This window comes from Acetobacterium sp. UBA5834, assembly GCF_002435675.1.
Lineage (GTDB): Bacteria > Bacillota > Clostridia > Eubacteriales > Eubacteriaceae > Acetobacterium > Acetobacterium wieringae.
In genome coordinates this window covers 132055-155252 of the sequence record NZ_DJGY01000012.1, presented here as the reverse complement: position 1 = coordinate 155252, position 23198 = coordinate 132055, and the positions used below count along the sequence as shown (strand labels likewise).

Annotated in this window: 18 protein-coding genes and 1 pseudogene; 1 reads left to right on the top strand and 18 read right to left on the bottom strand. The window is 41.0% G+C overall.

Annotation, left to right across the window (positions count from 1 at the left end; translation table 11 throughout):
* Window positions 1–18 precede the first annotated feature (18 nt).
* The 6 genes from B3F51_RS03170 to B3F51_RS03145 all read right to left on the bottom strand — a co-directional run bounded on the left by B3F51_RS03170 (window position 19) and on the right by B3F51_RS03145 (window position 5966).
* The gene (locus tag B3F51_RS03170) at window positions 19–1140 is read right to left on the bottom strand and encodes a hypothetical protein (RefSeq protein ID WP_286945422.1); all 1122 of its coding nucleotides are present in this window, start codon (window positions 1138–1140) and stop codon (window positions 19–21) included.
* 132 nt (window positions 1141–1272) lie between these two features.
* Complete coding sequence (locus tag B3F51_RS03165; RefSeq protein ID WP_070371596.1) at window positions 1273–2001, bottom strand: amino acid ABC transporter ATP-binding protein; 729 nt, start codon at window positions 1999–2001, stop codon at window positions 1273–1275.
* On the bottom strand, window positions 1982–2647 hold the full coding sequence (locus B3F51_RS03160) for an amino acid ABC transporter permease (protein ID WP_070371597.1): 666 nt from the start codon (window positions 2645–2647) through the stop codon (window positions 1982–1984). Before B3F51_RS03160 ends, B3F51_RS03165 begins: the two co-directional genes overlap by 20 nt.
* A 160-nt stretch (window positions 2648–2807) precedes the next feature.
* Complete coding sequence (locus tag B3F51_RS03155) at window positions 2808–3614, bottom strand: transporter substrate-binding domain-containing protein (RefSeq protein ID WP_338076041.1); 807 nt, start codon at window positions 3612–3614, stop codon at window positions 2808–2810.
* Between the two features lie 209 nt (window positions 3615–3823).
* Entirely contained in the window at window positions 3824–5392 is a 1569-nt protein-coding gene (locus tag B3F51_RS03150; protein ID WP_070371599.1) for a hypothetical protein, read from the bottom strand.
* Window positions 5393–5396: 4 nt separating this feature from the next.
* The gene (locus B3F51_RS03145) at window positions 5397–5966 is read right to left on the bottom strand and encodes a hypothetical protein (protein WP_070371600.1); all 570 of its coding nucleotides are present in this window, start codon (window positions 5964–5966) and stop codon (window positions 5397–5399) included.
* Window positions 5967–6239: 273 nt separating this feature from the next.
* Here B3F51_RS03145 and B3F51_RS03140 point away from each other — a divergent pair, with 273 nt between their 5' ends.
* Window positions 6240–7502 carry an LCP family protein gene (locus tag B3F51_RS03140; RefSeq protein WP_286945419.1) on the top strand — a complete coding sequence of 421 codons (1263 nt, stop codon included), beginning with the start codon at window positions 6240–6242 and terminating at the stop codon, window positions 7500–7502.
* 90 nt (window positions 7503–7592) lie between these two features.
* On the opposite strand, the gene B3F51_RS03135 is transcribed toward B3F51_RS03140, so the two are convergent.
* From B3F51_RS03135 to B3F51_RS03080, 12 genes and pseudogenes are all read right to left on the bottom strand, one after another.
* Window positions 7593–8978: a DUF3329 domain-containing protein gene (locus B3F51_RS03135; RefSeq protein ID WP_286945416.1), complete on the bottom strand. Its 1386-nt coding sequence runs from the start codon at window positions 8976–8978 to the stop codon at window positions 7593–7595.
* Window positions 8979–9049: 71 nt separating this feature from the next.
* Window positions 9050–9400, bottom strand: a complete 351-nt coding sequence (locus B3F51_RS03130) for an EamA family transporter (protein WP_070371603.1) — start codon at window positions 9398–9400, stop codon at window positions 9050–9052.
* Window positions 9390–9758 (bottom strand): EamA family transporter, encoded by a 369-nt coding sequence (locus tag B3F51_RS03125; protein WP_070371604.1) that lies wholly within the window; start codon window positions 9756–9758, stop codon window positions 9390–9392. The genes B3F51_RS03130 and B3F51_RS03125 overlap by 11 nt, the downstream gene beginning before the upstream one ends.
* Window positions 9755–11458, bottom strand: coding sequence for a hypothetical protein (locus tag B3F51_RS03120; RefSeq protein ID WP_286945413.1), 1704 nt, complete (start codon window positions 11456–11458; stop codon window positions 9755–9757). Before B3F51_RS03120 ends, B3F51_RS03125 begins: the two co-directional genes overlap by 4 nt.
* 87 nt (window positions 11459–11545) lie before the next feature.
* Window positions 11546–12706, bottom strand: a complete 1161-nt coding sequence (locus tag B3F51_RS03115; protein ID WP_175440948.1) for a glycosyltransferase family 2 protein — start codon at window positions 12704–12706, stop codon at window positions 11546–11548.
* Between the two features lie 84 nt (window positions 12707–12790).
* On the bottom strand, window positions 12791–13735 hold the full coding sequence (locus B3F51_RS03110) for a glycosyltransferase family 2 protein (protein ID WP_139142362.1): 945 nt from the start codon (window positions 13733–13735) through the stop codon (window positions 12791–12793).
* Between the two features lie 10 nt (window positions 13736–13745).
* The gene (locus B3F51_RS03105) at window positions 13746–15722 is read right to left on the bottom strand and encodes a DUF7657 domain-containing protein (RefSeq protein WP_286945411.1); all 1977 of its coding nucleotides are present in this window, start codon (window positions 15720–15722) and stop codon (window positions 13746–13748) included.
* 190 nt (window positions 15723–15912) lie between these two features.
* Window positions 15913–17310: an undecaprenyl-phosphate glucose phosphotransferase gene (locus B3F51_RS03100; RefSeq protein WP_070371608.1), complete on the bottom strand. Its 1398-nt coding sequence runs from the start codon at window positions 17308–17310 to the stop codon at window positions 15913–15915.
* A gap of 21 nt (window positions 17311–17331) precedes the next feature.
* Complete coding sequence (locus tag B3F51_RS03095) at window positions 17332–18198, bottom strand: glycosyltransferase family 2 protein (protein ID WP_286945410.1); 867 nt, start codon at window positions 18196–18198, stop codon at window positions 17332–17334.
* Between the two features lie 92 nt (window positions 18199–18290).
* Complete coding sequence (locus B3F51_RS03090) at window positions 18291–19274, bottom strand: glycosyltransferase family 2 protein (RefSeq protein WP_286945409.1); 984 nt, start codon at window positions 19272–19274, stop codon at window positions 18291–18293.
* Between the two features lie 110 nt (window positions 19275–19384).
* A complete protein-coding gene (locus B3F51_RS03085; RefSeq protein ID WP_070371611.1) occupies window positions 19385–21640 on the bottom strand; it encodes a GBS Bsp-like repeat-containing protein in 2256 nt (751 codons plus the stop codon).
* A 129-nt stretch (window positions 21641–21769) separates the two neighbouring features.
* Window positions 21770–23151, bottom strand: a pseudogene (locus tag B3F51_RS03080) (IS1182 family transposase).
* Window positions 23152–23198: the final 47 nt, after the last annotated feature.

The window sequence follows — 23198 nt, the reverse complement described above, 5'->3', positions numbered from 1 at the left end:
TGCGAAAAATTATTGACACTACCTTGTTGTTTCATCTAACACGACTCTTACCTGCTCATCATTCTGGGCTTCAATGGCTTCATCAATTTCTTCTGCTAGTGCTGATTCATCAAGGACTATCTCCATTTCCGTTTCATCTTTGATTATCCGTTCTTTTTTCGCAAGCACAATCAATAGTACCAAAGCTCCCAACAATCCCAGCAGAATAATCCAATAGCCGACTTCTAACTGCAGGGTAAATGCCAGGGCCACAAAATTTGCCTGACCACTGATATAGTTTGCAATAAAAGTTCCCACATCGCCAAAGGTACCCGTCAGTATCGCCCGTAAAGTCTCCATAATACCACTATTTACCTGACTGGCCAGACTACTGAGCTGTTCATTAATGCGGTTATTGGCAACAGCCGTACCAATTCCAACTCCTAAAAACAACACTGACAGAACCCCGGATATAAAAATTGACAGTTTAATACTGGCCCGTTTATACAGAATCAGTGCCATTAAACCAATGACAACAAGGAAAAGAATCAAGATTCCGCCATTAGCTGTGGCTTTATAGGAATCGATGATGGCCATGGTCGCATTGACCTGATCCATGGACTGCCGGGCCGAAATGGTGATATCATTAACCTGGCTGGCAATGTTTCGGGCACTTTGGATGACATTCCATAAATCTTTGAGAATCCCATTGATCGCCTCGCCATTATTAAAACGGGTTATCACAATCTGTTGAACCTGAGGATCTACCAGGTAGTCCAACGCCGGACTTGCTAAGGCTTCGTTGATGCTACTGACATAGCCTTTATCAGGCAGTGGACTTCTTAAAATATCAAGCACCGACTGATCCAATACTTTGATATTTCCGAGGGGCACTCCATAGATCTCAAATTCGTCAATGGGTTCCTGCAGTACAAAGTCACTCAGCGAAAAATTGATCATATCATACTCCGGACTAATGACTTCCAAGGTATTAGTCATGATCCCGGTGACAGAAGCACTCATCTTTGCACTCATAAATGGCAAGAAAAAGCCAGCCAGAGCCAACAGTAGGCACAGCAAGGCTCCGGTTCGCAGCTTATTCTCCATAATCTTTGTTTTGATCCAGTCAAACCCATTCATAAACCACTCTTTTACTATCACTTTTTACCCCTCCTGATCGTTTTTTTCAATTATACCCTTAATTTTAAAGCGTTATCATCGAAATATAAAAACCACCTCAAAGAGATGGTTTTTTATATTTAAACTCTATTTTAATGGTTTTTGCAATTGCCATTACAAGACCTTGTTCAGGAAATTGATGGTTCTCTGATTTTTAGGATTCCCGAAGATTTCGCTGGGTGGGCCTTCCTCAACAATAAAGCCTTCATCAATAAAGATCACCCGATCGGCAACTTCTCGGGCAAAGCCCATTTCATGGGTAACGACGATCATGGTCATCCCATCTTTTGCCAGCTGTTTCATAACATTTAAAACTTCCCCAACCATTTCAGGATCGAGGGCCGAGGTGGGTTCATCGAAGAGCATAACATCCGGATTCATGGCCAAGGCCCGGGCAATCGCTACCCGTTGCTGTTGTCCCCCGGATAACTGTTCCGGATAAACATTGGCCTTCTCTTCCAGATCAACGCTTCTTAGTAGTTTTCGTGCCGTTTCTTCAGCTTCTTCTTTGGTTTTAAGTTTAAGGGCCACTGGCGCAAAGGTAATGTTTTTCAAAACTGTCATATGCGGGAAGAGATTAAATTGCTGAAAGACCATTCCAATATCCTGCCGATATTTGTTGATATTACCATCGGCCCTGGTGATATCATTCCCATCGACCTCAATAGTTCCACTGCTGGCTTCTTCCAGGGCATTAATACACCGCAATAAGGTGCTCTTTCCCGAACCAGACGCACCAATAATACAAATCACTTCCTGCTCTTTAACTTCCAGGTTAATATCCTTCAGGACTTCTAAATCGCCAAAACTTTTTTTGAGATTCTTAATTTTTACTTTTCCCATAAGACATTTTCCTTTCAAGTCGTTTTGAGATCTTTGATAAGATCATAATGATCACAAAATACATCACCGCAACGATCGCCCATACCTCAAAGGATTGGAAGTTATTGGCAATAATCAGTCGCCCGGTCTGGGTTAATTCGGTTACCCCGATGACCGAAAGGAGTGATGTATCTTTCAAGGTAATAATGCATTGATTGATCAGTGCTGGTGTCATCGTTTTGACTGCCTGAGGCAGAATGACACTCCGCATCGCCATTCCGTAGGGTAAACCCAGGCTCCGGGCAGCTTCCATCTGCCCTCTGCTGATGGACTCGATCCCGCCCCGGAAAATTTCGGCGAGATAACCGCCAGCGTTCAGGCTAAGGGTGATAATCCCAGAAATTACCGGATCTGATTGAATTCCCAAAACCTGTGGAATCCCAAAGTAGATAAAAAACGCCTGTACCAATAATGGCGTTCCCCGAACAATATCCACATATACCAGAGCAATTGCTCTCAAACCTTTTTTCTTTGATACTGACAAGAGACCAAAAACAAGGCCTAAAATACCTGCAAAAAATAGCGAAATAATTGTTATTTCAACCGTTAATACCAATCCTGCCATCAGGCGGGGCCAATACTGTACAATTAATTCTGGAATACTCACGTCAACCTCCTTCAATAGTTTGAGTTGTCCAACAGTCTTTACTCACACGCAAGAAGTCACGCAAGTAAACACTTTTAGATAACTTAGAGAAATCATCTGCCAGAAGTGTATGCTGACAGATGATTTCAAATTAATAATGTGTTAAGTTTTTTCTAACAGATTATTTTTTGATATAGGTGTCCAGGATTTCCTGATACTTTCCATTAGCCTTCAAGTTAGCCAATCCAGTATTAAACATCTCAATCAACTCTGGATTTTGACCTTTTTTCACAGCGAAACCATAAGAACTTCCTTTTTCCATGTCAGTAACCATTTTAAGTGGTACACCACTGGCAATGGCATCGCCGACAACTGGATAATCTTCAAACAAGGCAACTGAATTTCCAGCTTTTACATCTTCATACATGTTGGCTGAATCCGGGAAAGAAACAGTTGTAAATCCATATTGATCTTTGATTGACTCAGCAAAGGTTGCCCCTTCCGTTCCGGTTTTAACTGCTACTTTTTGTCCTTTTAAATCTGCATAAGACTTAATTGTGTCATTTGAAGCAGATACTGCCATTACGACACCTGAGTCAAAGTATGGTTCGGAAAAATCAAAGGTTTTTTTCCGTTCATCGGTAATACTCATACCGGCGATCATCCCATCCGATTGACCTGTTGATACTTCACCCAGAGCAGCATCAAACCCAACGGCCTTTAATTCATATTCGAAACCCTGATCTTCAGCAATTGCTGCTAAAAGATCGATATCAATTCCGACCCGTTCACCCTTTTCATTTTCATACTCAAATGGTTTAAAGGTTGTGTCTGTAGCGATTACATATGTCTTCGTATCACTGCCAGTTTTTGTTCCGCTGGAACAAGCAGCTAATGAAAATACCATTGCCGCTACCATTACCAAAACACCAAGCTTTGCGATTCTTTTCATTTCTTTTCCTCCTAATAATAATAAGTTTTGGTGCATCTTTAGCCAATACACCCACTTTCATACAGGTAGCAGTATATCATTTTTATAAAAACTTCGCAATAAAAAAAACCATCGATTATAGTAAAGGATGGTTTAATCTATTCTTTAGTATCAATATGGAGACGACTGCTTAACTTCATTTGTACGCCAAGCTCGTACACGCTCAGCGTACAATCAGATCATCTCTTTTCATCAGCTTATTGTGTTTATTCTTCCGGATTCTCAGTCAGATATTTGCGGATCGACTCGTAGTCCCCTTCAGCCACGATGAATTCGGCCTCCAGATTTTCCAGCACTACTTCTTCCGGGAGAATCTCAACCTCTTTCTCCACTGGCGCTCGGTTTCGGGCTTCAACCAAAAGCAAATCTTTTTGATCCAATGCAATCTTGCGCTGGTTCAGGCCCGCTTCAATGATATCCAAATCATTGATCCGTTTATTAATCAGTTTGGATAGCCGAATCAGATCATCCAGAACCTCATCAACAACGAATTGTTTATCAATAATCATTTTCAACTTTTCGCGAATCAGATTACCGGCGGCCACAATTTTTTCATCCCCGGCAATGGGTTCATAGTTTTCCACTTCTTTCTGAAAATCACTGATAGCCCCCTGGAGATACTGGGTTTCCTTCATTGATTTTTCGATCTCATGAAACAAATAGCCCAGTCGCCGTTCAATGGAAAGAAAGCCCTCTTCGTTATCATCCACTTCTGTTGTTTTAATTCCGGCAGCACCTAAATTATTGACTGCCATTTTTTGAAGATCAGATTTTTTTTCTTTAACTGATGGTAAATCACCAAACAGCTCCGTGCTGCTGTTTTTAGGAACTTCGATTAACGGCTTCTGAGTTGACAGTATCATGGTCGCTTCCGGTGCTTGATTACCCATCGGCGAGTTTGCCTCAATCCCCACTGCTTTTTTCCCGTCTGATTCCATTGGGGGTAATCCTGCTGGCATTTTTTGTGACGATTGGTCCTGGCTTACTTGTTTTTGTCGGGTTCCACTCATAGCCTCAGTTTGACTTAATGGCGGTTTGTTTTCTTTTTTTAAATTTTCTTTGATTTCATTGAGAAAATCACTGGTCTGATAGCGTTTTTCCTCTGCAACAGCCCTCGGCTCATCAGCTCTGGGGGACTCCACATAGCGTTGCTGTCCTCTTTTTTCATTTTCCAGCAAACTGGTAAAGATGCTGTCGTACTCTGACTCTTCTTCATCATTTCGGGATAACCAGGTTTTTTTATCGCTTTTCACTTTTTTCCCTGAATTTTTATCCATTTTTACCGGTTCCTGTTTTTGATCATTACTCCGGTCTTTTTTAGCCGTCTTCTTTTTTTCTTTCTTAGGCATTCGTGCTTCATCTGAAGATACACTCTGTTCTCGGGTATAATCATCATCTTTACCAATCAGAACCCACCATAACAGATGACACAGCGTTATCATTAAGAAGTCCGCCACAGCCAAACCAATAAAAAATGTTGTCGGTACATCTGGAATAAGAAAAAAGCACATCGTAAAAATAATTCCGTTGCCAAGAATTGTAATCCCGCCGCCGATGAAGGGAATATTCTTTCGCAATAAGTTTCTGTTTAAATCGTACAAAGCCAGCACAATTGTCTTAATCCCGACAAAGAAACCCATCAGAATAATATAAGCATTGGCGTTTTCAAGTGTCATTAAAACCTGATAACCCAATAAAAAAGCATAGCCAGCGATTGCCAAGCCAATGATATCAAAAATTAACAAACCCCAGCATTTACCAAAACTTAATTTCATCAAATCACTCCTTGCTGTCATTTATAAAGATTGTTCCATCGTTTTCTCGTGAACTACCCTTATCAATCGTTACTTTTCCAAAGGTCGACGTCAGCGCATCCAAACCTTCTGTGTTGCGATACAAAGCTTCAATTTCCTGAAGCTTCTGATATTCACGATTGAGTGTCTCTTCTTTTCGATTCACTTCTTCGTGTCGCTTTTTCAAAATAGCCAGAGCCGTCCCTAAGGAATCCAGCATATCCTGAACCATTTTTTCCCGCTTTTCAATATTGGCCAGCTGGATATTCAACTCATCGGCTTTATAATTGGGAATTTCACCTTCACTTTTCAAAAAGCGGGATTCTTCTTCCTTCAAATCATCGAAGACCCGCTCGAAATGGTTGGCTTCTGGGCGCAGAGCGGTAGCCCCAGCTGCGCTTTTCTCAGGTTGTGCTGGGCCATTTTGAACCGTTTTGAGGATTAGTGATTTTAACTCTTCATCTTTTTTTAAAATCAGTTTTTCTAAATTTTCAATGCGCGATTCTACATATTCAAAGTACTCATTCTTTTCATTGAGTTCCTGTTCGTTTGCCATATTAACCCTACTCCTATATTCGCTATCAATCTTTGCATCTATTATAACAAAGTTTTCCTAAAATGTATAATAAGATTTAATGTTTGTTTTTTCTATTTATATTATTTTTACAAATATTTACATTTATGATATAATAGCCTACCAGTAGTCGTAAATTGGCGTAATCAGAATTTATTTTTAAGTAAAAGATGGGAAAACACTTTGCAAATTACCGGCACCGATGCGTCTGTAAAACGATCTGCAAACAGAGTTCTTTCCCAACGAGGTAAAAATTTGAACGATAAAAAAAAGAGTGTGATTAAAAACAGACGAAATCCAGGCTCAAAAAAGACATCCAACACGAATCCAAGGCCTGATACCCGTCCCCTTAAGACCATTAAATCAGAAACAAAAGCGAAACCCAAATCAAAGCAGTCAAAAACAAAGCCGGTAATCTTACCCAATCCATTACCAAAGAAAAAGAAAAAATCCAATGGCTTTGTAAAAAAGTTTTTCCGTACTATTCTGCTGATCATTATTTTTCTGATGGCCACCGCTTTTGCCGTTAACGCCTTTTTCTTAGGGAATGTCACCAGCGACCTGAAAGGAAATTTAAGCAAGTATGGAATCAGCAGTGAAGCGGCTAACTTTGCCAAACAGCATAAAATTGTTAATGTTGCCGTTTTCGGCGTCGACGGTCGTGATGATGTTGAAGGTGACCGAACGGATACCATCATGATAGCAACTGCCGATTATGAACATAGCAAGGTCAAGGTGGCCTCGCTGATGCGTGATACCTATGTTTATATCGACAAAAAATACGAATATGATAAACTCAATGCCGCCTACGCCTATGGCGGACCGGATTTAGCCCTTAAGACGATCAATCAGAATTTTGATACCACCATCACCGATTATGTCACCATTGATTTTAACGCCATGGTTTCAATGGTCAACGCCGTCGGTGGGGTCACCATCGATATTGAAACCGACGAAGAGCTGGAATGGGTCAATGAATATCTGATGGATGTCAATGAAAAAGTTGCGACCGGTTCTCCCTTCCTTGAAGAAACCGGCTCCCAGATCGTCGATGGTTCCCAGGCCCTGGCCTACTGTCGGGTGCGTTATGTCGGCGATGGCGACTTTGATCGAACCCTCCGTCAGCGGGTTGTCTTTGAGCAGGTCTTGTCAAAAGCACTTGATCTGAATCTTCAGGATCAATATAATCTGATGATGGCGACTTTACCCTATGTAGAAACTTCATTAAGCACCCTCGAGATGCTCAAATATGGTGCCAATTTGGCTTTAATGCCTTCAAAAGATATCGAGCAAAGTCGTTTCCCCACCGATGACCTGATTTCCCTGGATATGCTCGACGGGGTTTCCTATGTTGTCCCCAACACCTTAGCCGAAAACATTGAAGCCTTTTATCAATTTGTCTACGAAACCGACTATACCCCTTCGGATACTGCCTTAGAGATTAGCGATGAGATCAAAACAGCTGTCAAAGGCACATCGAATTCATCCGGATCTGATGTGGAAGAACTGTCCTATTAAAATCATAAAGCCACCTGCTGTCCTTGACAACGGGTGGCTTTTATTTTTGGTGCGCTTACTTTGCGATGAATTATCTTTGATTTTTCCGGATTATGGCTGGCGAACGATATTGGGAACACCAAAATAATCAGCCAGGGCACGGTTTACCCAATGGTTGGGATCTAATTGGACATCCTTTAATCCATACATCCCATTGTGACTGGACAAGGGGACAATTTCCGGCACCTGAATCAGAGCTTCATTTTGGTGTTCTTCAATGATTTGAACCCGAGCGACATATTGTTTATTAACTGTAATGGCATCGATGCCCACGTACCCCCAGGACATGATGTAAAATAACAACACTGCCAAACCGGGAATGATTACAAATTTCCTGATCCGTTCTTCGGTCATTTCGAGTTGCCCAAAAGCATATACCACAGCAATAATCAGAAATGCCGCCAATCCAAACATCGCCCGAGGCGGAAACTTTGGTGGTGCCAGCATCACAAACATGGCCGCTGCAGCTGCCACAGTAAAAATCCCAAAATTCACCCATGCGTTTCGATCTTTTTCATTTCTTAGCATGACAAAAGCAATCGCCGCCAAAATCACCAGCGGCATCAGGGCATAAAGATTATAGGCAAAATATGAAAGCCGGGTGATAATCGGGTTTGATCCCACCATCATGGTGACCTCGGCAACCGCCGATTCATTTGCCACCCGCAAACTGTTTCCTGGTGCAAAAAGCATACATAAGAAGCCAGCGATTGAAAACAATAACCCCGTATAAGCAAATGCAGGAATCCGAATTTTGCGTTTAATGTTAACGCCGCAGTACAGCAGCATAATTAGAATCATCCCACCTGCCGTATTTTCATTGGTAATCCCACTGGTAAAAAACAAGGGAATCATCAACACGGCAAACCAGATGCTGTTTAACAGCCTGGTCTGTTTTTCTTCATACAGCCGGAATGGCAAAAGTGCCAATAGAATAATGGTACCACACCATAAATAATTGCAGGAGCCGGTTAACCACATCACCGTCTGACCAAACATTGGGATAAAAAACCAGACTAAGATTGTCGTTAACAACACTAATTCAAAGCGGATTCTGCGACCCATTGCCAAAAAGTAAACCGCCAGACAAAAGACAATATAGCAGAGGCTGTTGGCCACATTAAAAACATCTTTTCCTAAAAACATGAAGAATTGTGTCAATGTTTCAGCCACCACCCGCCCTCCCCAGGTCATGTAATAGGAAATCTGCGAGGTAACGATATCCCCAAAACTCATTACCGGCGTTGAGGTAGCAAAAATAAATGTATAGACAAAATCATCAGCAATTAAAGGGGTCTTACTGTTTAAAAACACCATGTAAGCAAATGTAACTGCTACTATTACCCAAAAGAGAATCAGATTCGTTTTTCGGGATTCGATTAAATTTTGAATCGCTCGATTTCCATATTTTTTTCCAAAACGGTCACTATTCATCATTTCACTCTACCTTCTAAACACCGATTTGCGCCATGCACTTGATCCGTTTATGATCACTCGAAACAACGCCCTTAGATAAACGCATAAACAAAAATCCCCCCGACAATCAACACATTGCCAATAATTTTACGCCGACTGAGTTTTTCTTTTAGAATCAGCATCCCCAGAATCCCAACATAAATATAGCCGGTTGATTCTAAAACCGGTCCCATTGTTAACGGCACCCCGCGATACGCAAAGGTGGTTAACAACGATGATCCGAAGAAGAAAAAATAGGCCCCGATCACATAGGGGTTTAAATACTCTCGGATGCGACTTTCATAATGAATCATGGCACTTTTTTTGAGAATAACTTGCGAAAGGGAAGCCACTAAAACCGAAAACAAATAGAGGGCATAATAAATCCATTCGTTATTTGTCATCACTTACCACCAAATATATTCCTGAAACAATAATCACCGAACCCAACAGCATGCCCCAGCGCAGCGCTTCTCCAAAAAACAGATATCCCCAGACAATTCCCCACAAAATGGTTATCGCTTTGTTGGCAAAAGCCACCGTTAAGGGAAAGCGTTTGAGTATCTGCTGCCAGAGAATGGCATAAACAAACAATATCAGTAAAAACAACCCATAATAAAGTATAAACGCCCAGGAAAGAAATACTTCTTTGCTGGCCATTTTTGAAAAAACCGATCCGATTGAATATAATAATAAACTTGCATGTAAAAACAAATAGTTTTTTAATCTCAGTGTTCCTCTGTTCTCATCCGATTTACTCATTTTTCTCTCTCATACCTCATTTTTACAAATACTTCCATCATTTTATAGAGTGCGATAACATTAAATGCGATAACCAATGGGTAGGCCCCTGCCAGATACCAATATGAAATGGCTACATAAGCCGAAATATCGGTATAGGCGACACCACCAGCCAGTACAGCCGCACTAAAGAGCAAGGCCGATAAAACCAGCCAGCAGTCCATTAGCTGATACTTGTCACGCATTTTTTTTATCAGTACAAAAAACGAAAGCAGGCCATAGACTACCAGCGCCACCATAAAGACCACTTCGCCCAGACTCTGATAAATCGCAGTAATACTGTTCATTAATACAAGTCTGACTTTTACATTCAATGGAATTGGTTCACCCTCTATTCGGGCCGCATTATTTGTAATGTCTTCAAAAAGTAAGATCCCATTCTGTCCATCATCAATACTGTCAACCATACTGGTTTTGACCGCTTCAAACCCGGTAACATACTGGGTTGTTCTTAAAAAAGCACTGGCCAGTTTTCTCCCATATTCATCCCGCCAGGGAGACATCAAAGCAGATGGCATGGTCGGCCGACGCATAAGCTGGCCACTATCAAAGGCCGCCTCCAATTCACTGGCCACCGCTTCATAAAAGTCATTGGCTGTTACAGCATCGCTATAATAGCCCGAGTTGGAAACCGCTTCTCGCAACGCCCAAAAGAAAAAACCGTCCTCTACCTGTCTTACCTTGGCCTCTTTTTCGTACCAGGACCATCGATCCAGACTTGATTCCAACTCATTTTTTATACTTTTTAACGATGGGGATACCGCATAAATTTTAGTCATTGTACTTCTGGGAACTGAAGCCCGCTCAATTTCTTCACTCGGTTGCACTGCATAAATGAGTTTTATTGCCTTCGTAAAATTGCTGTCATTGAGCTCATTCGTGGTGTAAATTCCATAATACGCATAATTAATACTGGAAATAATAATCGTCGACACGATTAGAATTCCCAGCGGAACTACTGTAGTCATTCCTTTTTTCAGTTTTTCTTTTATTGATAATTCTTTTTTTAGAATAATCGTTATGCCGGTAATAATAATGACGCCCAGCACCAATGGAATAATCCAGATCCCATCTTCCCGGGTATGCCATAAAGCGGCCAAACCCAGTCCGGCAATAACTGCCCAGACCAGCTGAACTGCCGTTTTTTCAAAGCGGTTTAAATAAACGGCAAACATCCCGCCACTGATGACGAGAACCTGAGCGGCAGTTAAGCTATTTCGATAGACCCGGAGAAAGGTTTCATCGGCAAATGAGATCGGATTAAACAGCAACGCCAAAAAAATTAAATAAAGCGGAAATTCAGTTTTAAACAGTCGTTTGATCCCAAAAACAAAAATTACGCATGCGATGGAATAGATTCCTGGAATTGACAACGAATAGGGGATTCCAAACCAATCATTTGCAACTAAAAAAAGCGGAAAAAACAGCCCCTTGACCAACGTCTTTTCCGAGTATGAACCTAACCACTCTCCCTGAATTAACGAATTGGCCATATTGATCATTAAGCGATCATCGTGTCCGGCTCCGGCATGGGCAAAAAGAGGTATGCCAATGACCAGCAGTTGTTTGACCAGAATAAAACCAATCATGAAAATGACCAACCGGTATTTTTCGATCAATAACCACAGTCGATTCTTTAGGTTTCCTGAACTTTTTGACATCCTCTTTTCACCTCCTCAATTACTTATTATTTTCAATACAAAATAACAGACAACCTAGATCTTTTCTCTAGCCTGTCTGAAACCATCCTATTTTTTTCGTTCAATTTCCAAAATCCCCAGAAAGAAACTGGCAAAAATCAATTCAATACCAATGGCAATCAGCGTAGCCGCCGGAATTGTTATTTTCATTATTGATTCTGGCTGTAGATTGCCAAACGAATTGTTGCCCCAAATAACAAAGGCAATAATCGTCGCCACAATCCCCAGTAAGGTTAACAAAACCCCAATTACAACGCCTTTTTCAACGGTAAACTTTTCCAGGATACCAATGGTTTTCGGACTATTGGGTATAAATCCTGAGCTTAATGCATAGGCTTTGGTAAACATTGAAAATAAACTGATATTAACCCCAACCAGCAATGCTGCCGATCCATACATCATGGTATTGATTCCAAAATTCACATTACCGATTTTTGTGGGCCCGACGCCAATGGCCACCATCATCACCAATCCAATGACTGATAAAATAATGCCAGGATACAAAAATGTCCAATTGGGACTGTACATCATCAAAAATTTAAGATGCCGCCAACCATCCCGCCAACTTCTTAAGTGCGGGGGACGTGACCGACCATCCGGTGATAAGGTCGTTGGCACCTCTATCATTCTTAACTTATGCAAGGTCGCCTGAACAACCATTTCGCTGGCATACTCCATTCCTGTCGTTTGCAACTGAAGACTCTGAATCGCCGCTCGGTTATAGCCCCGAAGCCCACAATGGAAGTCTTTAATGTCACTGGGATAAAAAATCCGCCCGATAAATGATAAGACCGGATTTCCCAAATACTTGTGCAACGGCGGCATCGCCCCTTTTTCAATTCCTCCTTTGAAGCGGTTTCCCATTACCAGTTCATAGCCTTCTCTCAGTTTTTCAAGAAACGGCATCAGGTTTAAAAAATTATAACTATCGTCTGCATCGCCCATGATAACATATCGACCTCGGGCGTTTTCACTCCCACCTCTTAGTGCGCTCCCGTACCCCTTCTGTTCGATATTGACAACCCGAGCCCCGTTTCTGATGGCTATTTCCTGAGATCCATCGGTACTGCCATTATCGGCAATGAGCACTTCGCCATCGACATTGTTATCTTCTAAGAAGGACATCGCTTTTTTTATGCAAATCTCCAATGTTTCCGCTTCATTCAGGCACGGCATTAATATCGTTAATTCGATTTCTCTCTCTTCCAATCGCTTTTCCTCTTTATACTTTATATTTTATTACTCACGTTCGCTTATTCCAACGTTGGGAAGACCACCGTCAACACGATCTGCTTAGGCTTCTTTTCTCCAAATCTCATTCAATAGATTCAAATGCCTTTCAAAATTATGACGATGTTGCTTTTTTAACACCTGCAGAATAACACCACTGAAAAAACTGATAATGGCGATGATCCACAAGGCCGAAATGACAATCAAGGTCGGATATTTGTCGACCAGACCGGTTTCAAAATAATTAATTAAAATGGGCGTAAAAAAGATCCCGCTGATAATCAACAACACTAATGAAAGCATCGAGAAAAACAAATAGGGTTTGGTATCTCTAAATAAGGTTCCAATTGTCATCAACACTTTATACCCATCTGAATAGGTATTGAGTTTTGAGACACTACCTTCTGGTCGGTCCCGATAGTCAATCGGCACTTCAACTATTTTAAAATTGTTGTCCAGGGCAAAAATTGTCATCTCCGTTTCAATTTCAAATCCCTTTGATGTAACCGGAAAGGATTTTACAAACTCTCGGGTGAAGCCCCGAGCTCCGGTCATGATATCTTTTACTTCAGCCTTAAACAAAACATTGATTAATTTTCGTACCAGAACATTCCCTATGTTATGGAAAGGGCGCTTGTTTTCCGTGAAATAGGTCGAGGACAGCCGATCGCCGATGGCCATATCGGCCCGTTTTTGATAAATTTGTTGTTCCAGTTCCAACGCAAATTCAGCCGGGTAGGTATCATCTCCATCCGTCATAATATAACAGTCGGCATCAATATCCCGAAACATCGATCGAACCACATTCCCTTTCCCCTGTCGATATTCGTAGCGCACAATGGCGCCAGCCTTTCTGGCAATTTCATCAGTCCCATCACTGGAATTGTTGTCATATACATAGATATCAGCATGAGGCATGACTGCCTGATGATCTTTGATTACTTTTTCAATGGTTTTAGATTCGTTATAACAGGGGATTAAAATCGCTGTTTTTTGTCCTTTTTCCATCATTACTCCTTTAATTATAATTTACTGTATATATCTTAAATCCGTTTTCATCTGCTAACTCCGTAAAGCTTACAGCCTCATTTGAAAGTATCGATAAATCCCGTTTTGAGAAAACATAGGTTACCTCTAGTTTTTCCAGATCCATAATATTTAAATTCACTTCAAAAAGATCTGGCGATTTCAGTTCAAAGTGTGTTTCATTACTTGTGTTAATCAGATTGACACTGATATGGGCATAACGGTTATATATTTCCTCTGCTGATCCATCCGGATCCAGTAGATGCCATCTTTCCAGATTCGGATACACATTTGTGGAGTTTATTGTTGGTGCGCCAGCCATTAATGGAAAATTAATCACTGGAAAACCAATTTCCGCTCCCGAATCGACAATCCATAATCCGTTTTCCGTCGTATTGATCTGTTGAATTCTATTGATTAAATTCGTCTGGTAAATCGCATCCAGTCCATTAACAACTGGATTCACAAATAATCCTGCAATAAAAATGATACCAAAGACAATCACCAATAACGTCTTACGGGCCCACTCCTTGTTTCCACTTAAGATGACGTAAAATGATCCAAACAAAAGAAGTAAACTAATCATACTCATTTTCAGATCAAGATAACCGTCATATGTTTTAAACGCCAATAGCGTGATTCCGAGGCTTATGAGCAGTGCACTACCCACTTTAAACCATTTTGAAAACGCACCGTCAAATAAAGCAAGGGCCCGGATCAACAATAAAATATTTATGAATCCTACTGCCAAAAAAGCTCGAACCGGCTTTGAATAACTGAGCAAGGTGATTTTTGCCAACCATTCCGGCCACGGAAACAAACACCATACTATCATCATGGCATTTATTAAAAGCAGCGGGATCAGGAATTTATCCTGCTGCTTTTGTTTTATCACTACCCACGCAGACAAAACAATTCCCAACGGAAAGAAATCAAAATAAACTGCCAGCTCACAGGGATTTGCATACGTCAGTTCCCGTGAAAAAGCAAAAAACAGGTTGCCCGGATATAAAAACAATCGCAACCCCTGGTTTCCCCCGGTTTCAGCACTTCCTCCCGGATAAACCGTATTCATCACCGAGTCAATTGTTCCTCCAGATTTAGACAAAATATAAATCATGCCCAAACTCAATAATAGAATCAAACCAACGCCAATTCCAATATCTTTTTTATTCCAGACAAAATGCTTCCGATTTTCCAGCACAACGCCAATGAATAATGCCAGAAATACATATACCAGTGGTACTTGCCAGGCTGGATAAAAGGTTAAAATATATCCACCGGCACAAATTAACATCACCAAGGCATACAGTGACCGTCGATAGTAATTCTGATTATTCATATACAGGGTGATCATGATCAACGCCAGTTGACCAAAAACCAGCATTTCAACCAGACCGTTGATGGCAAACCACCACTGCACAACGGGAGACCAGGTAACCATCAGGGTATAAATCAAGGCCAGCAATTTACTCTTATTCGTGAGGATCATCCCAAATTCAAAGGATACTAAAAACAAGGCAATGGTTCGACCGATCCAAAAAAATGACAGCCCTTTTGCCGGAGCCAACAGTAAATAACCCCAATGAAATGGTCGAAAAAATATCGCAATATCTCTTACCGGTTGACCATATATGATAAAGGTGTCGGTTAGTGCCCCCCGAATGGTTTCACTGAAATAAGGAAACAAACCCGAATGATTATAATACTGCGACAGCATCATCGGTGTATTGACCGCCCACTCGTCACTACGGATTGCTCTTGATATGCCAATCAATGGTTGTGAAATATTGGTTAAATTAGTTAAATAATTCTGCCAATACAAGATTGATGAGCCATGAATTTCAAAAAAAATAAGGAAAATCCCCAATATCGCCGAAATCCAAAAACGATATCGATAGGCACGGTCGGCCAATTTTTCCATTCCATAATGATTCACCAAAATGCTCAAGCCAATTCCAATACTCATAAAAAAGAATAACCTGACAAAATCGAAAGTCTGAATAATCTGGGCAATTCCTGACCATGATTGGAACGATTCAATCGCAATTTTGTTTTCAATCATTAAAAAAAACAATTCACTAAAACCGGCTAATATTAATGACAAAATTATTAAAATGAAAATATTGATCTTTCTATTTGTTAATATTCCATTCAACTTAATACCCACTCTCAAACACCGCTTTAAATGTCATAAAAAATACTTTGATATCAAACCACAGCGTCCATTTTTCGATATACTCGATATCACACTCGATCCGTTTATGAATCGAAGTATCCCCACGCCAGCCTTGAACCTGAGCCCAACCGGTGATCCCCGGCCGAACATGGTGTTTGATCATATACTTAGGAATTTCGTGTTGAAACTGGGTGACATAATGGGGTCTCTCGGGTCGGGGTCCGACAATACTCATATCCCCTTTAAGTACATTGTAGAACTGTGGCAGTTCATCAATGCTGGTTTTTCGGATAAATGCACCAAATTTTGTTTTACGCGGGTCGTTCTCAGTGGTCCAGCCGATTTCCCCAGGAATGGCGGCATCACAACGCATCGATCTGAATTTGTAAATCCAGAATTCCCTTCGGCCCATCCCCACCCGAATTTGCTTATAGATAATCGGCCCAGGTGAGGTTACTTTAACCAGAATTGCCGTAACCAACATAATTGGTGAAACCAGAATTAAAATTAGAATTGAAAGAATAATATCAATTGCTCGCTTGATCCATTTATTCAAGGGCTGATCCAGGGGGATGTAACGGGTATTGATCAATGGAATACCATCCAGTTCATCAAAATAAGCTGTTGTTCCCTGAATCAAGTGAAAATAATCTGGAATAATCTGGGTTTTAACACCCTGGTATTCACAGATATCAATGACTTCATCGATTCGTTTAAAACTGGTATTCGGCAAGGCAATAATGACCTCATCCACCTGATATTCTTCCAGAATTTCATTCATTTCCCGGGTTTTTCCCAGGATCGGGATCCCATCTTTATCGCTTTTGTGATAATAATCATCAACATACCCGGTTACCTTATAACCCAGCTGACGATCTCCAGCGACTTTTGCAGCAAAGGTTTGACCAATACTACCAGCACCCACAATAATAATATACTTGATGTTAAAACCCCGTTCCCGGGCCATTCGGAGAATTTTGCGAATCGATCCCCGCTCCAAAATCATCATCACCGTAGAGGTAATAAAGAAAATCCCCAGCATATACCGTGAAAAATGGATGCTTTTCATGGTAAATAAGGCCGACATTAAAATCGCAATGCCAATAATGTTGGCAAAGACGATTTCCCGGCATTCTTTAAAAAAACGCTGTTTGCGATATGGTTTGTAGAGGCCAAAGAACAGAAAAAGAACAAGATAGAGGGGGATAATGATTGCCAGCAAATCAATATAAGCCCTCAGGTTCATGGTCCGCACGCCATCATCAAAGAAAGGTGAGACAAACCGAATATACCAGGCAAATAAAAGAGACGCTGTCACCACACACAAATCAAACAACACCAATATAAAATTAAAAAAACGCTGATTGCTTTTTATCATGCCTGTCTCCCTTCCCTGTTTTTATTTTCTGCGATTATTTTTTGCTAAGGCCATTTTTTTCATGATTGTCGTTCCTGTAATCACGCACCACCGGGTAAACCGATTATATTTATTCTGATAATGTTTATTATAAAAAATGATCATCGAATCATAAAATGCGGCAATCACTTTGGGATTTCGTTTGCCGATGCCACTGGCTTTTTTGTGATGAAAAATTCGAACTTCCGGATAATACATGACCTGATACCCGGCCTGTTTGATCCGATAACACCAATCGACGTCTTCCCCATACATAAAAAAATCCTCATCCAGCATCCCTACCGTATCGACTACGGCTCTGGGAACCAACATAAACGCCCCCATAATACAATCAATGGAACAGGTTTTATTTTCATCCACATAGGTCAGATTATAGGCCCCAAAACGGGTGCTTTCGGGAAAGGCCAGGTCCAGATTGAGACTGTGATAAAGTCCGTTCATCGGTGTCGGAAAGCTTCGTTTACAGGCCGGATCCAGTTTTCCTGATGGCAGCAATACCTTACAACCCAATGCCCCGATATGTTTGTGATCTTTAATAAAAGCCAGGGCACCTTTTAAGGTATCCAGATCAACAATGGTATCGGAATTGAGCAAGAGTATATAGTCGCCCTTTGCCACCGCCATACCGATGTTATTGGCCTTTGAAAAGCCCAGGTTTTCGCTGTTTTTGACAATGGTTATTTCTGGAAACTGCTTTTCAATGGCTTCGATGCTGCCATCATCAGAAGCATTATCGACCAGAATAATTTCATAGCACAATCCTCTGGTATTACTTTTTATAATTGAATCAATACAATTTGATGTCAATTCTTCTGTTTTATAATTAACAATAATAATCGATAAATCCATTTTCAGCCTTTCTTAAGCCATTTTGTCTTTCAAAAGACATTATATTTTACCATACCCCCCACAAATATGGAAGGGCCGATCTAAAAACTGTTTTACTTGCCTATTTTATTTTCAACTTGTCTAAATACATTCACTATCAATTGGACTTCAATAAAAAAATAATGCTTCAGATTTCGAAACTGAAAAGGAACCTTCGTCATGATTCGATGCTTTTTCAGACCTTCTTTAATCCCAGCTCGATAATCCTGGCCAAAGCCCCTTTTGGCAAACGTTATGTATTTAACGATAAACCCCAACAATAAAAACGGGCTGTTAACCAGTAATTGAACAAATGGCATGTTTTTATATGCGACATAAATATTATTGCGGGCTGAAATCTGAACCTTGAAGGGACTGTACTTTTGGCCTTCTGCTGTAGTTGCGCTACCAATATGGTAGCAGATTGCTTTGGGTTCATATCGATTTTTATAACCATTGATCAATGCACGGTATCCGATATCAACGTCCTCCATATAGGCAAAAAAAGCTTCGTCAAACAAGCCAATCTCATTTAGAATCGATCGACGGTAAATCCCCGCCCCGGCACAACTACTAAAAATTGCTGTTGGCTTATTATGAGCATTGACCGATTGGCCATCGCCCCGTTTGTATCCCCAGCCCAGAATATTATAAAAATCGCCGGTATCATCGAGCTTATCCCGTTCATAAAAACGAATCATTTTTGAACTCACCGAAAAGATTCGGGGATTATCATCAATATGCAAATATAAATATTTCACAAAATCAGGATCCGCCACCACATCATTATTTAAAAGCAAACAGTATTTTCCACGACTGGCCAGAATCCCCTGGTTAACCGACTTATCAAAACCCGAATTAACGGGATTTTCCAATAACATTACATTTTCATAATTCTTTATGATATCGACACTCCCGTCACTGGAGCAATCGTCGACAACTATGATTTCCATGTGTCCGAATGTACTAAAACTTTGTACCATCATACTATCCAGACAATTGGCGATAAAATTCTCCCCATTGAAATTTGGTATAATTACTGAAACATCACACTTCATAAAACCTTCCTTTATTCTGTCCATAATCCGTTTTATTATAACATAGGATCTTCCTTTACTAAACAAAAAGAGACCAGGAACTTTTCCCAGTCTCTCTTTTGGGCACTATCTCAATTTGCATTGCTGTAAGGGTTGTGAAAGTCAATCCATATTTCCGGATCGACACAGGCATCATCAGCATTGGCGATTGCTCCAAAATGCAGATGCGGTCCATAGGCATTATCGATATAGGTTCGTTGGGCGTTATAACCAGAGCCCCCGACTGAGCCAATTTTTTGGCCCTTACTTACCGACTGTCCCACACCCACGTTAATTTCCTGCAGATGTCCATAAAAGAAGGAAACACTTTCACCGTAGCGATCAGTGGTGCGGATTCGGACGTAGCGACCATAGCCCATAAAAAAACCGGCTTTTTCGACAATACCATTGCCAACCGCATAGCAGGAGGCATAATAGGGTGCCGGGATATCAACCCCTTCGTGAATATCACCCCAGCGTGGTCCAAACCAATCGGTGGGATCGCTGGGATTGGGTTTATAATTTTTATCCAGCGGATAATTATAAAAACCATATACTGTTGCCGTATTCTGTAAAATCGTTTTACTGGAGTCCTTAACAAAAACCATTTTTCCGTTTTTATCAACCAGGTAAGCATGCGAAATAAACGCATCAACAATAATGTTATAGTTTCGCAGATTAATGTTGGCTTCCCATGTGTGATTGCCAATATAGGTTGCCGGCTCCCAACGCAGATCATCCTGACCATTTGAACGGCTCCAGGTTGGCATCATGATGGCGGTCACACCGTTTTCACTTCCCACATTCCTGATCCGGATTTTGAAGGTATTATTTAGCACTGCCTTGTCATACTCGATGGTTGGGTTAAGCTTTGGCATTGTAAAAGAAGATCCTGAAATAGTAATTACTTCTCCAGAATTATCCCTTAGATAAGTATGAATGCTGAACGGGCCAGTTTCAAAACCATGATTTTCAATATCCACAGAAGTTTGATACTCTCCATTTGCGCCGATTTCCCCCTGATACCATTTAATCTCATCCTGACCATCTCGTTTTGTCCACACCGCAAAATCGACTCGCTTAATCCCCGGCTTTTTGCTGCAGTTTTGAGTGCTAATGACAAACTTCGATCCATCATTTTCCTGCTGATGTGCCGCAACTTTTAATGGATCTTTTATAAACGGATTGTCACTGATTTTCGTTGTCGCTCCGAGATACTTCTGTTGTCCATTTTTATCGGTAACGTAGACGTGACTGATAAAGGTATCATAGCTTTGTTTATAATCAGCGATATTTATCACCGCTTCCCAGGTATCATTTCCTACATAGGTAGCTTTTTCCCAGCGCAGATCGTCATGACCGTTGATCTGTGTCCAGGTTGGCACAACAACATCGCTGACGCCATAGCGGTTGCTTAGCCCTGAAATACTTACCTTAAAACAATTATTTTTAACATCAGTCGCAGAAATAACCGGCTTTGATTCCGCAAGATCATACTTACTTCCAATAACTTTTAATACTTCGCCCTGCTGTCCATGAATATAGGTATGGATCTGGTAAGTGCCGGTTTCAAATCCATGGTCTTTACTGTCGATGGTGATGCTGTACTCGCCATTTTTCTCGCGGATTCCCTGATACCAATGCAAATCATCCTGAGCATTCCGTGCTGTCCAGGTTGGAAACAAAACCTGGCTAATCCCTGTTTTCCCAGCGCAGCCGATTGTGCTGACAATAAATTGTGTTTTATTTTCTGCCACTTGTGTGACCTTTACTTTTATATCATCAACAGCAAGCGCGGCTGCCAATATTTCTGTCGTTTTCTCAGCTGGCTTTTGATCTGCGTTCACCAAATTCTCATCTGTTTTTATTCTCGAATCAAGCGAATCATCCAAAAGCACCGCGTCCGTTTCAAACTCCGCTTTATTTTGAACCCGTTCCGAGTCAGACTCTTGTGCCGACTTATCTAATTTTAGTTGATTAATAATCAGTATTTCCACAGTCGGATTTTTATTGTTGATTTCCAATTTTCTTTCAATACATTCGTATCCATCAATCGTTTTTATCTGCTTTAGCAGATACAGTCCCTCTGATGTATTCTTTATCTCCGCCCGACCCATTTCATCACTCCTACAGGTTTCGATGATTTCGTTTTTGTCGTTTATAATACTGAATACTGCTTGATCAATTGCTTCGCCCTTTTCATTTTTTACTATGATAACCTGTTTAACAAGGTTATTTGTCTCGTCTGCTCCCTGTACCAGACTTTGACCTGATAAAAAAAGCAGAATAATTATCCCCAGAATGGTCAATGCTTTTATCGAACTTCTCCAGTCAGTGTTTTTTATCATATAGCTCCCCTTTTATAATTACTTTACGTATCATTACCCTATCATTGAATCATTCTCTGCGTCAATACTTTGCTATAAAAAAACAGAGCTGAATTTCTTCAGCTCCCAGACTGTCAAAGAACCCGATTTTCAAACTGAAAATCGGGTTCTTTGCGTGACCGGCCAAAAAAGAAGCCAAGCTTTGGATTTCCAAAGCGCCAGCTTTTTCAAATTCATGGCAGCATATTTAAGCCGAACCCAGCTGGCAACTGAATTCAAGCTCCGGTAAAGCGTATAACGCATGGCGTGTTTCTCTTTGGCATCTGCAAAAACCCGTTCGATGGTCTGGCTTCTGAGTGAGTAAGTTGCTTTTCCAATCGGTGAATGGCGAATATCTTCCGCCATTTCAAGATAATCCTGCCAGACATGTCGGGTCACCGTTTTTTCACAGGATTTGTTCTCTGTACATAAATGTCTGGTTGGACAACGTTCGCAATTAAATGGGATGCTTTTGTATTCTTGGTAACCGTGTCGATTCGTAGTGGCATAATACAAGGTTCGGTTTTCCGGACAAATGACCCAATCATTATATTCATCATAGACATCCTCATAACTTTTGTGATAATTCGGCTTTGTCATGGGGCGTTTGTATGGCACTGAAGGAATTCGGCCGTCATCAAAATTTGTCTTGCAGATCCATGGCGTTTATAACCGGCATCCGCTGTAATGACCTGGATCTGCGGATAGCGTCCAGTCACTTTCTTATACAGCGCATCAAAGATCTGGCTGTCATGATGGTTTCCTGCAGTTACCACCACATCCCGGACAAAATTATTCTGGTCGCACACAGTATGGGCACCATAGGCAAAACATTTCTTATGTTCGCCTTTATTAAAGACTCCACAATCCGGATCAGTTGTGGATTCTGTCACATTCCGGTCTTCCGGTGGCTTTGTATCATCAAATGGCTTTTTTCCATGATCCTCTCGATCAGCATTGACTTCTTCCAGTAGCTGGTCTTCATATGTTCGAGCCGCTCCCGGAATCGCCTTTTTAATGCGCTTTTTCAGATTGGCATTGGCTTTGATATGCGTGGCATCCACAAAAACCACTTCCGGTTTAAGATAGCCTGCTCTCTCCACCTCATACAGAATCCACGTGAAAATATCTTCAATGACCGATTCTTTGAAACGATGTCTGAAGTTATAGCTCACCGTGGCAAAATGGGGAATGGTCTCATTCAGGGTATAACCCAGAAACCAACGATAGGCGATGTTCATTTCAATGTCTTTAACGGTTTGACGGAGGGAACGGATGCCGTATAAATGCTGAATCAAAGCCATTTTGATCAGCACCACTGGATCCGCGCTGGGACGTCCATTATCAGCACAATATAAGTCTTCCACAAAATCATAAATGTGTGTGAAATCCACCGCTCCATCAATTTTCCTGAGTAAATGATCGGATGGAACCAATAAGTCTGTATTGACAAGTTCAACAACATCTCTTTCCAGTTTTTCCCGTTTTAACACTTTGCCTATCCATCTTTGTCTTTGTTGATTCAATTTTATCAAAAAAA

What these genes read in the sequence shown, in the direction of transcription:
- B3F51_RS03165 (WP_070371596.1), bottom strand. Translation starts at nt 2,001, where the DNA reads ATGGGAAAAGTAAAAATTAAGAATCTCAAAAAAAGTTTTGGCGATTTA.
- B3F51_RS03155 (WP_338076041.1), bottom strand. Translation starts at nt 3,614, where the DNA reads ATGCACCAAAACTTATTATTATTAGGAGGAAAAGAAATGAAAAGAATC.
- B3F51_RS03150 (WP_070371599.1), bottom strand. Translation starts at nt 5,392, where the DNA reads ATGAAATTAAGTTTTGGTAAATGCTGGGGTTTGTTAATTTTTGATATC.
- B3F51_RS03145 (WP_070371600.1), bottom strand. Translation starts at nt 5,966, where the DNA reads ATGGCAAACGAACAGGAACTCAATGAAAAGAATGAGTACTTTGAATAT.
- B3F51_RS03135 (WP_286945416.1), bottom strand. Translation starts at nt 8,978, where the DNA reads ATGATGAATAGTGACCGTTTTGGAAAAAAATATGGAAATCGAGCGATT.
- B3F51_RS03130 (WP_070371603.1), bottom strand. Translation starts at nt 9,400, where the DNA reads ATGACAAATAACGAATGGATTTATTATGCCCTCTATTTGTTTTCGGTT.
- B3F51_RS03125 (WP_070371604.1), bottom strand. Translation starts at nt 9,758, where the DNA reads ATGAGTAAATCGGATGAGAACAGAGGAACACTGAGATTAAAAAACTAT.
- B3F51_RS03120 (WP_286945413.1), bottom strand. Translation starts at nt 11,458, where the DNA reads ATGTCAAAAAGTTCAGGAAACCTAAAGAATCGACTGTGGTTATTGATC.
- B3F51_RS03110 (WP_139142362.1), bottom strand. Translation starts at nt 13,735, where the DNA reads ATGGAAAAAGGACAAAAAACAGCGATTTTAATCCCCTGTTATAACGAA.
- B3F51_RS03105 (WP_286945411.1), bottom strand. Translation starts at nt 15,722, where the DNA reads ATGAGTATTGGAATTGGCTTGAGCATTTTGGTGAATCATTATGGAATG.
- B3F51_RS03100 (WP_070371608.1), bottom strand. Translation starts at nt 17,310, where the DNA reads ATGATAAAAAGCAATCAGCGTTTTTTTAATTTTATATTGGTGTTGTTT.
- B3F51_RS03095 (WP_286945410.1), bottom strand. Translation starts at nt 18,198, where the DNA reads ATGGATTTATCGATTATTATTGTTAATTATAAAACAGAAGAATTGACA.
- B3F51_RS03090 (WP_286945409.1), bottom strand. Translation starts at nt 19,274, where the DNA reads ATGAAGTGTGATGTTTCAGTAATTATACCAAATTTCAATGGGGAGAAT.
- B3F51_RS03085 (WP_070371611.1), bottom strand. Translation starts at nt 21,640, where the DNA reads ATGATAAAAAACACTGACTGGAGAAGTTCGATAAAAGCATTGACCATT.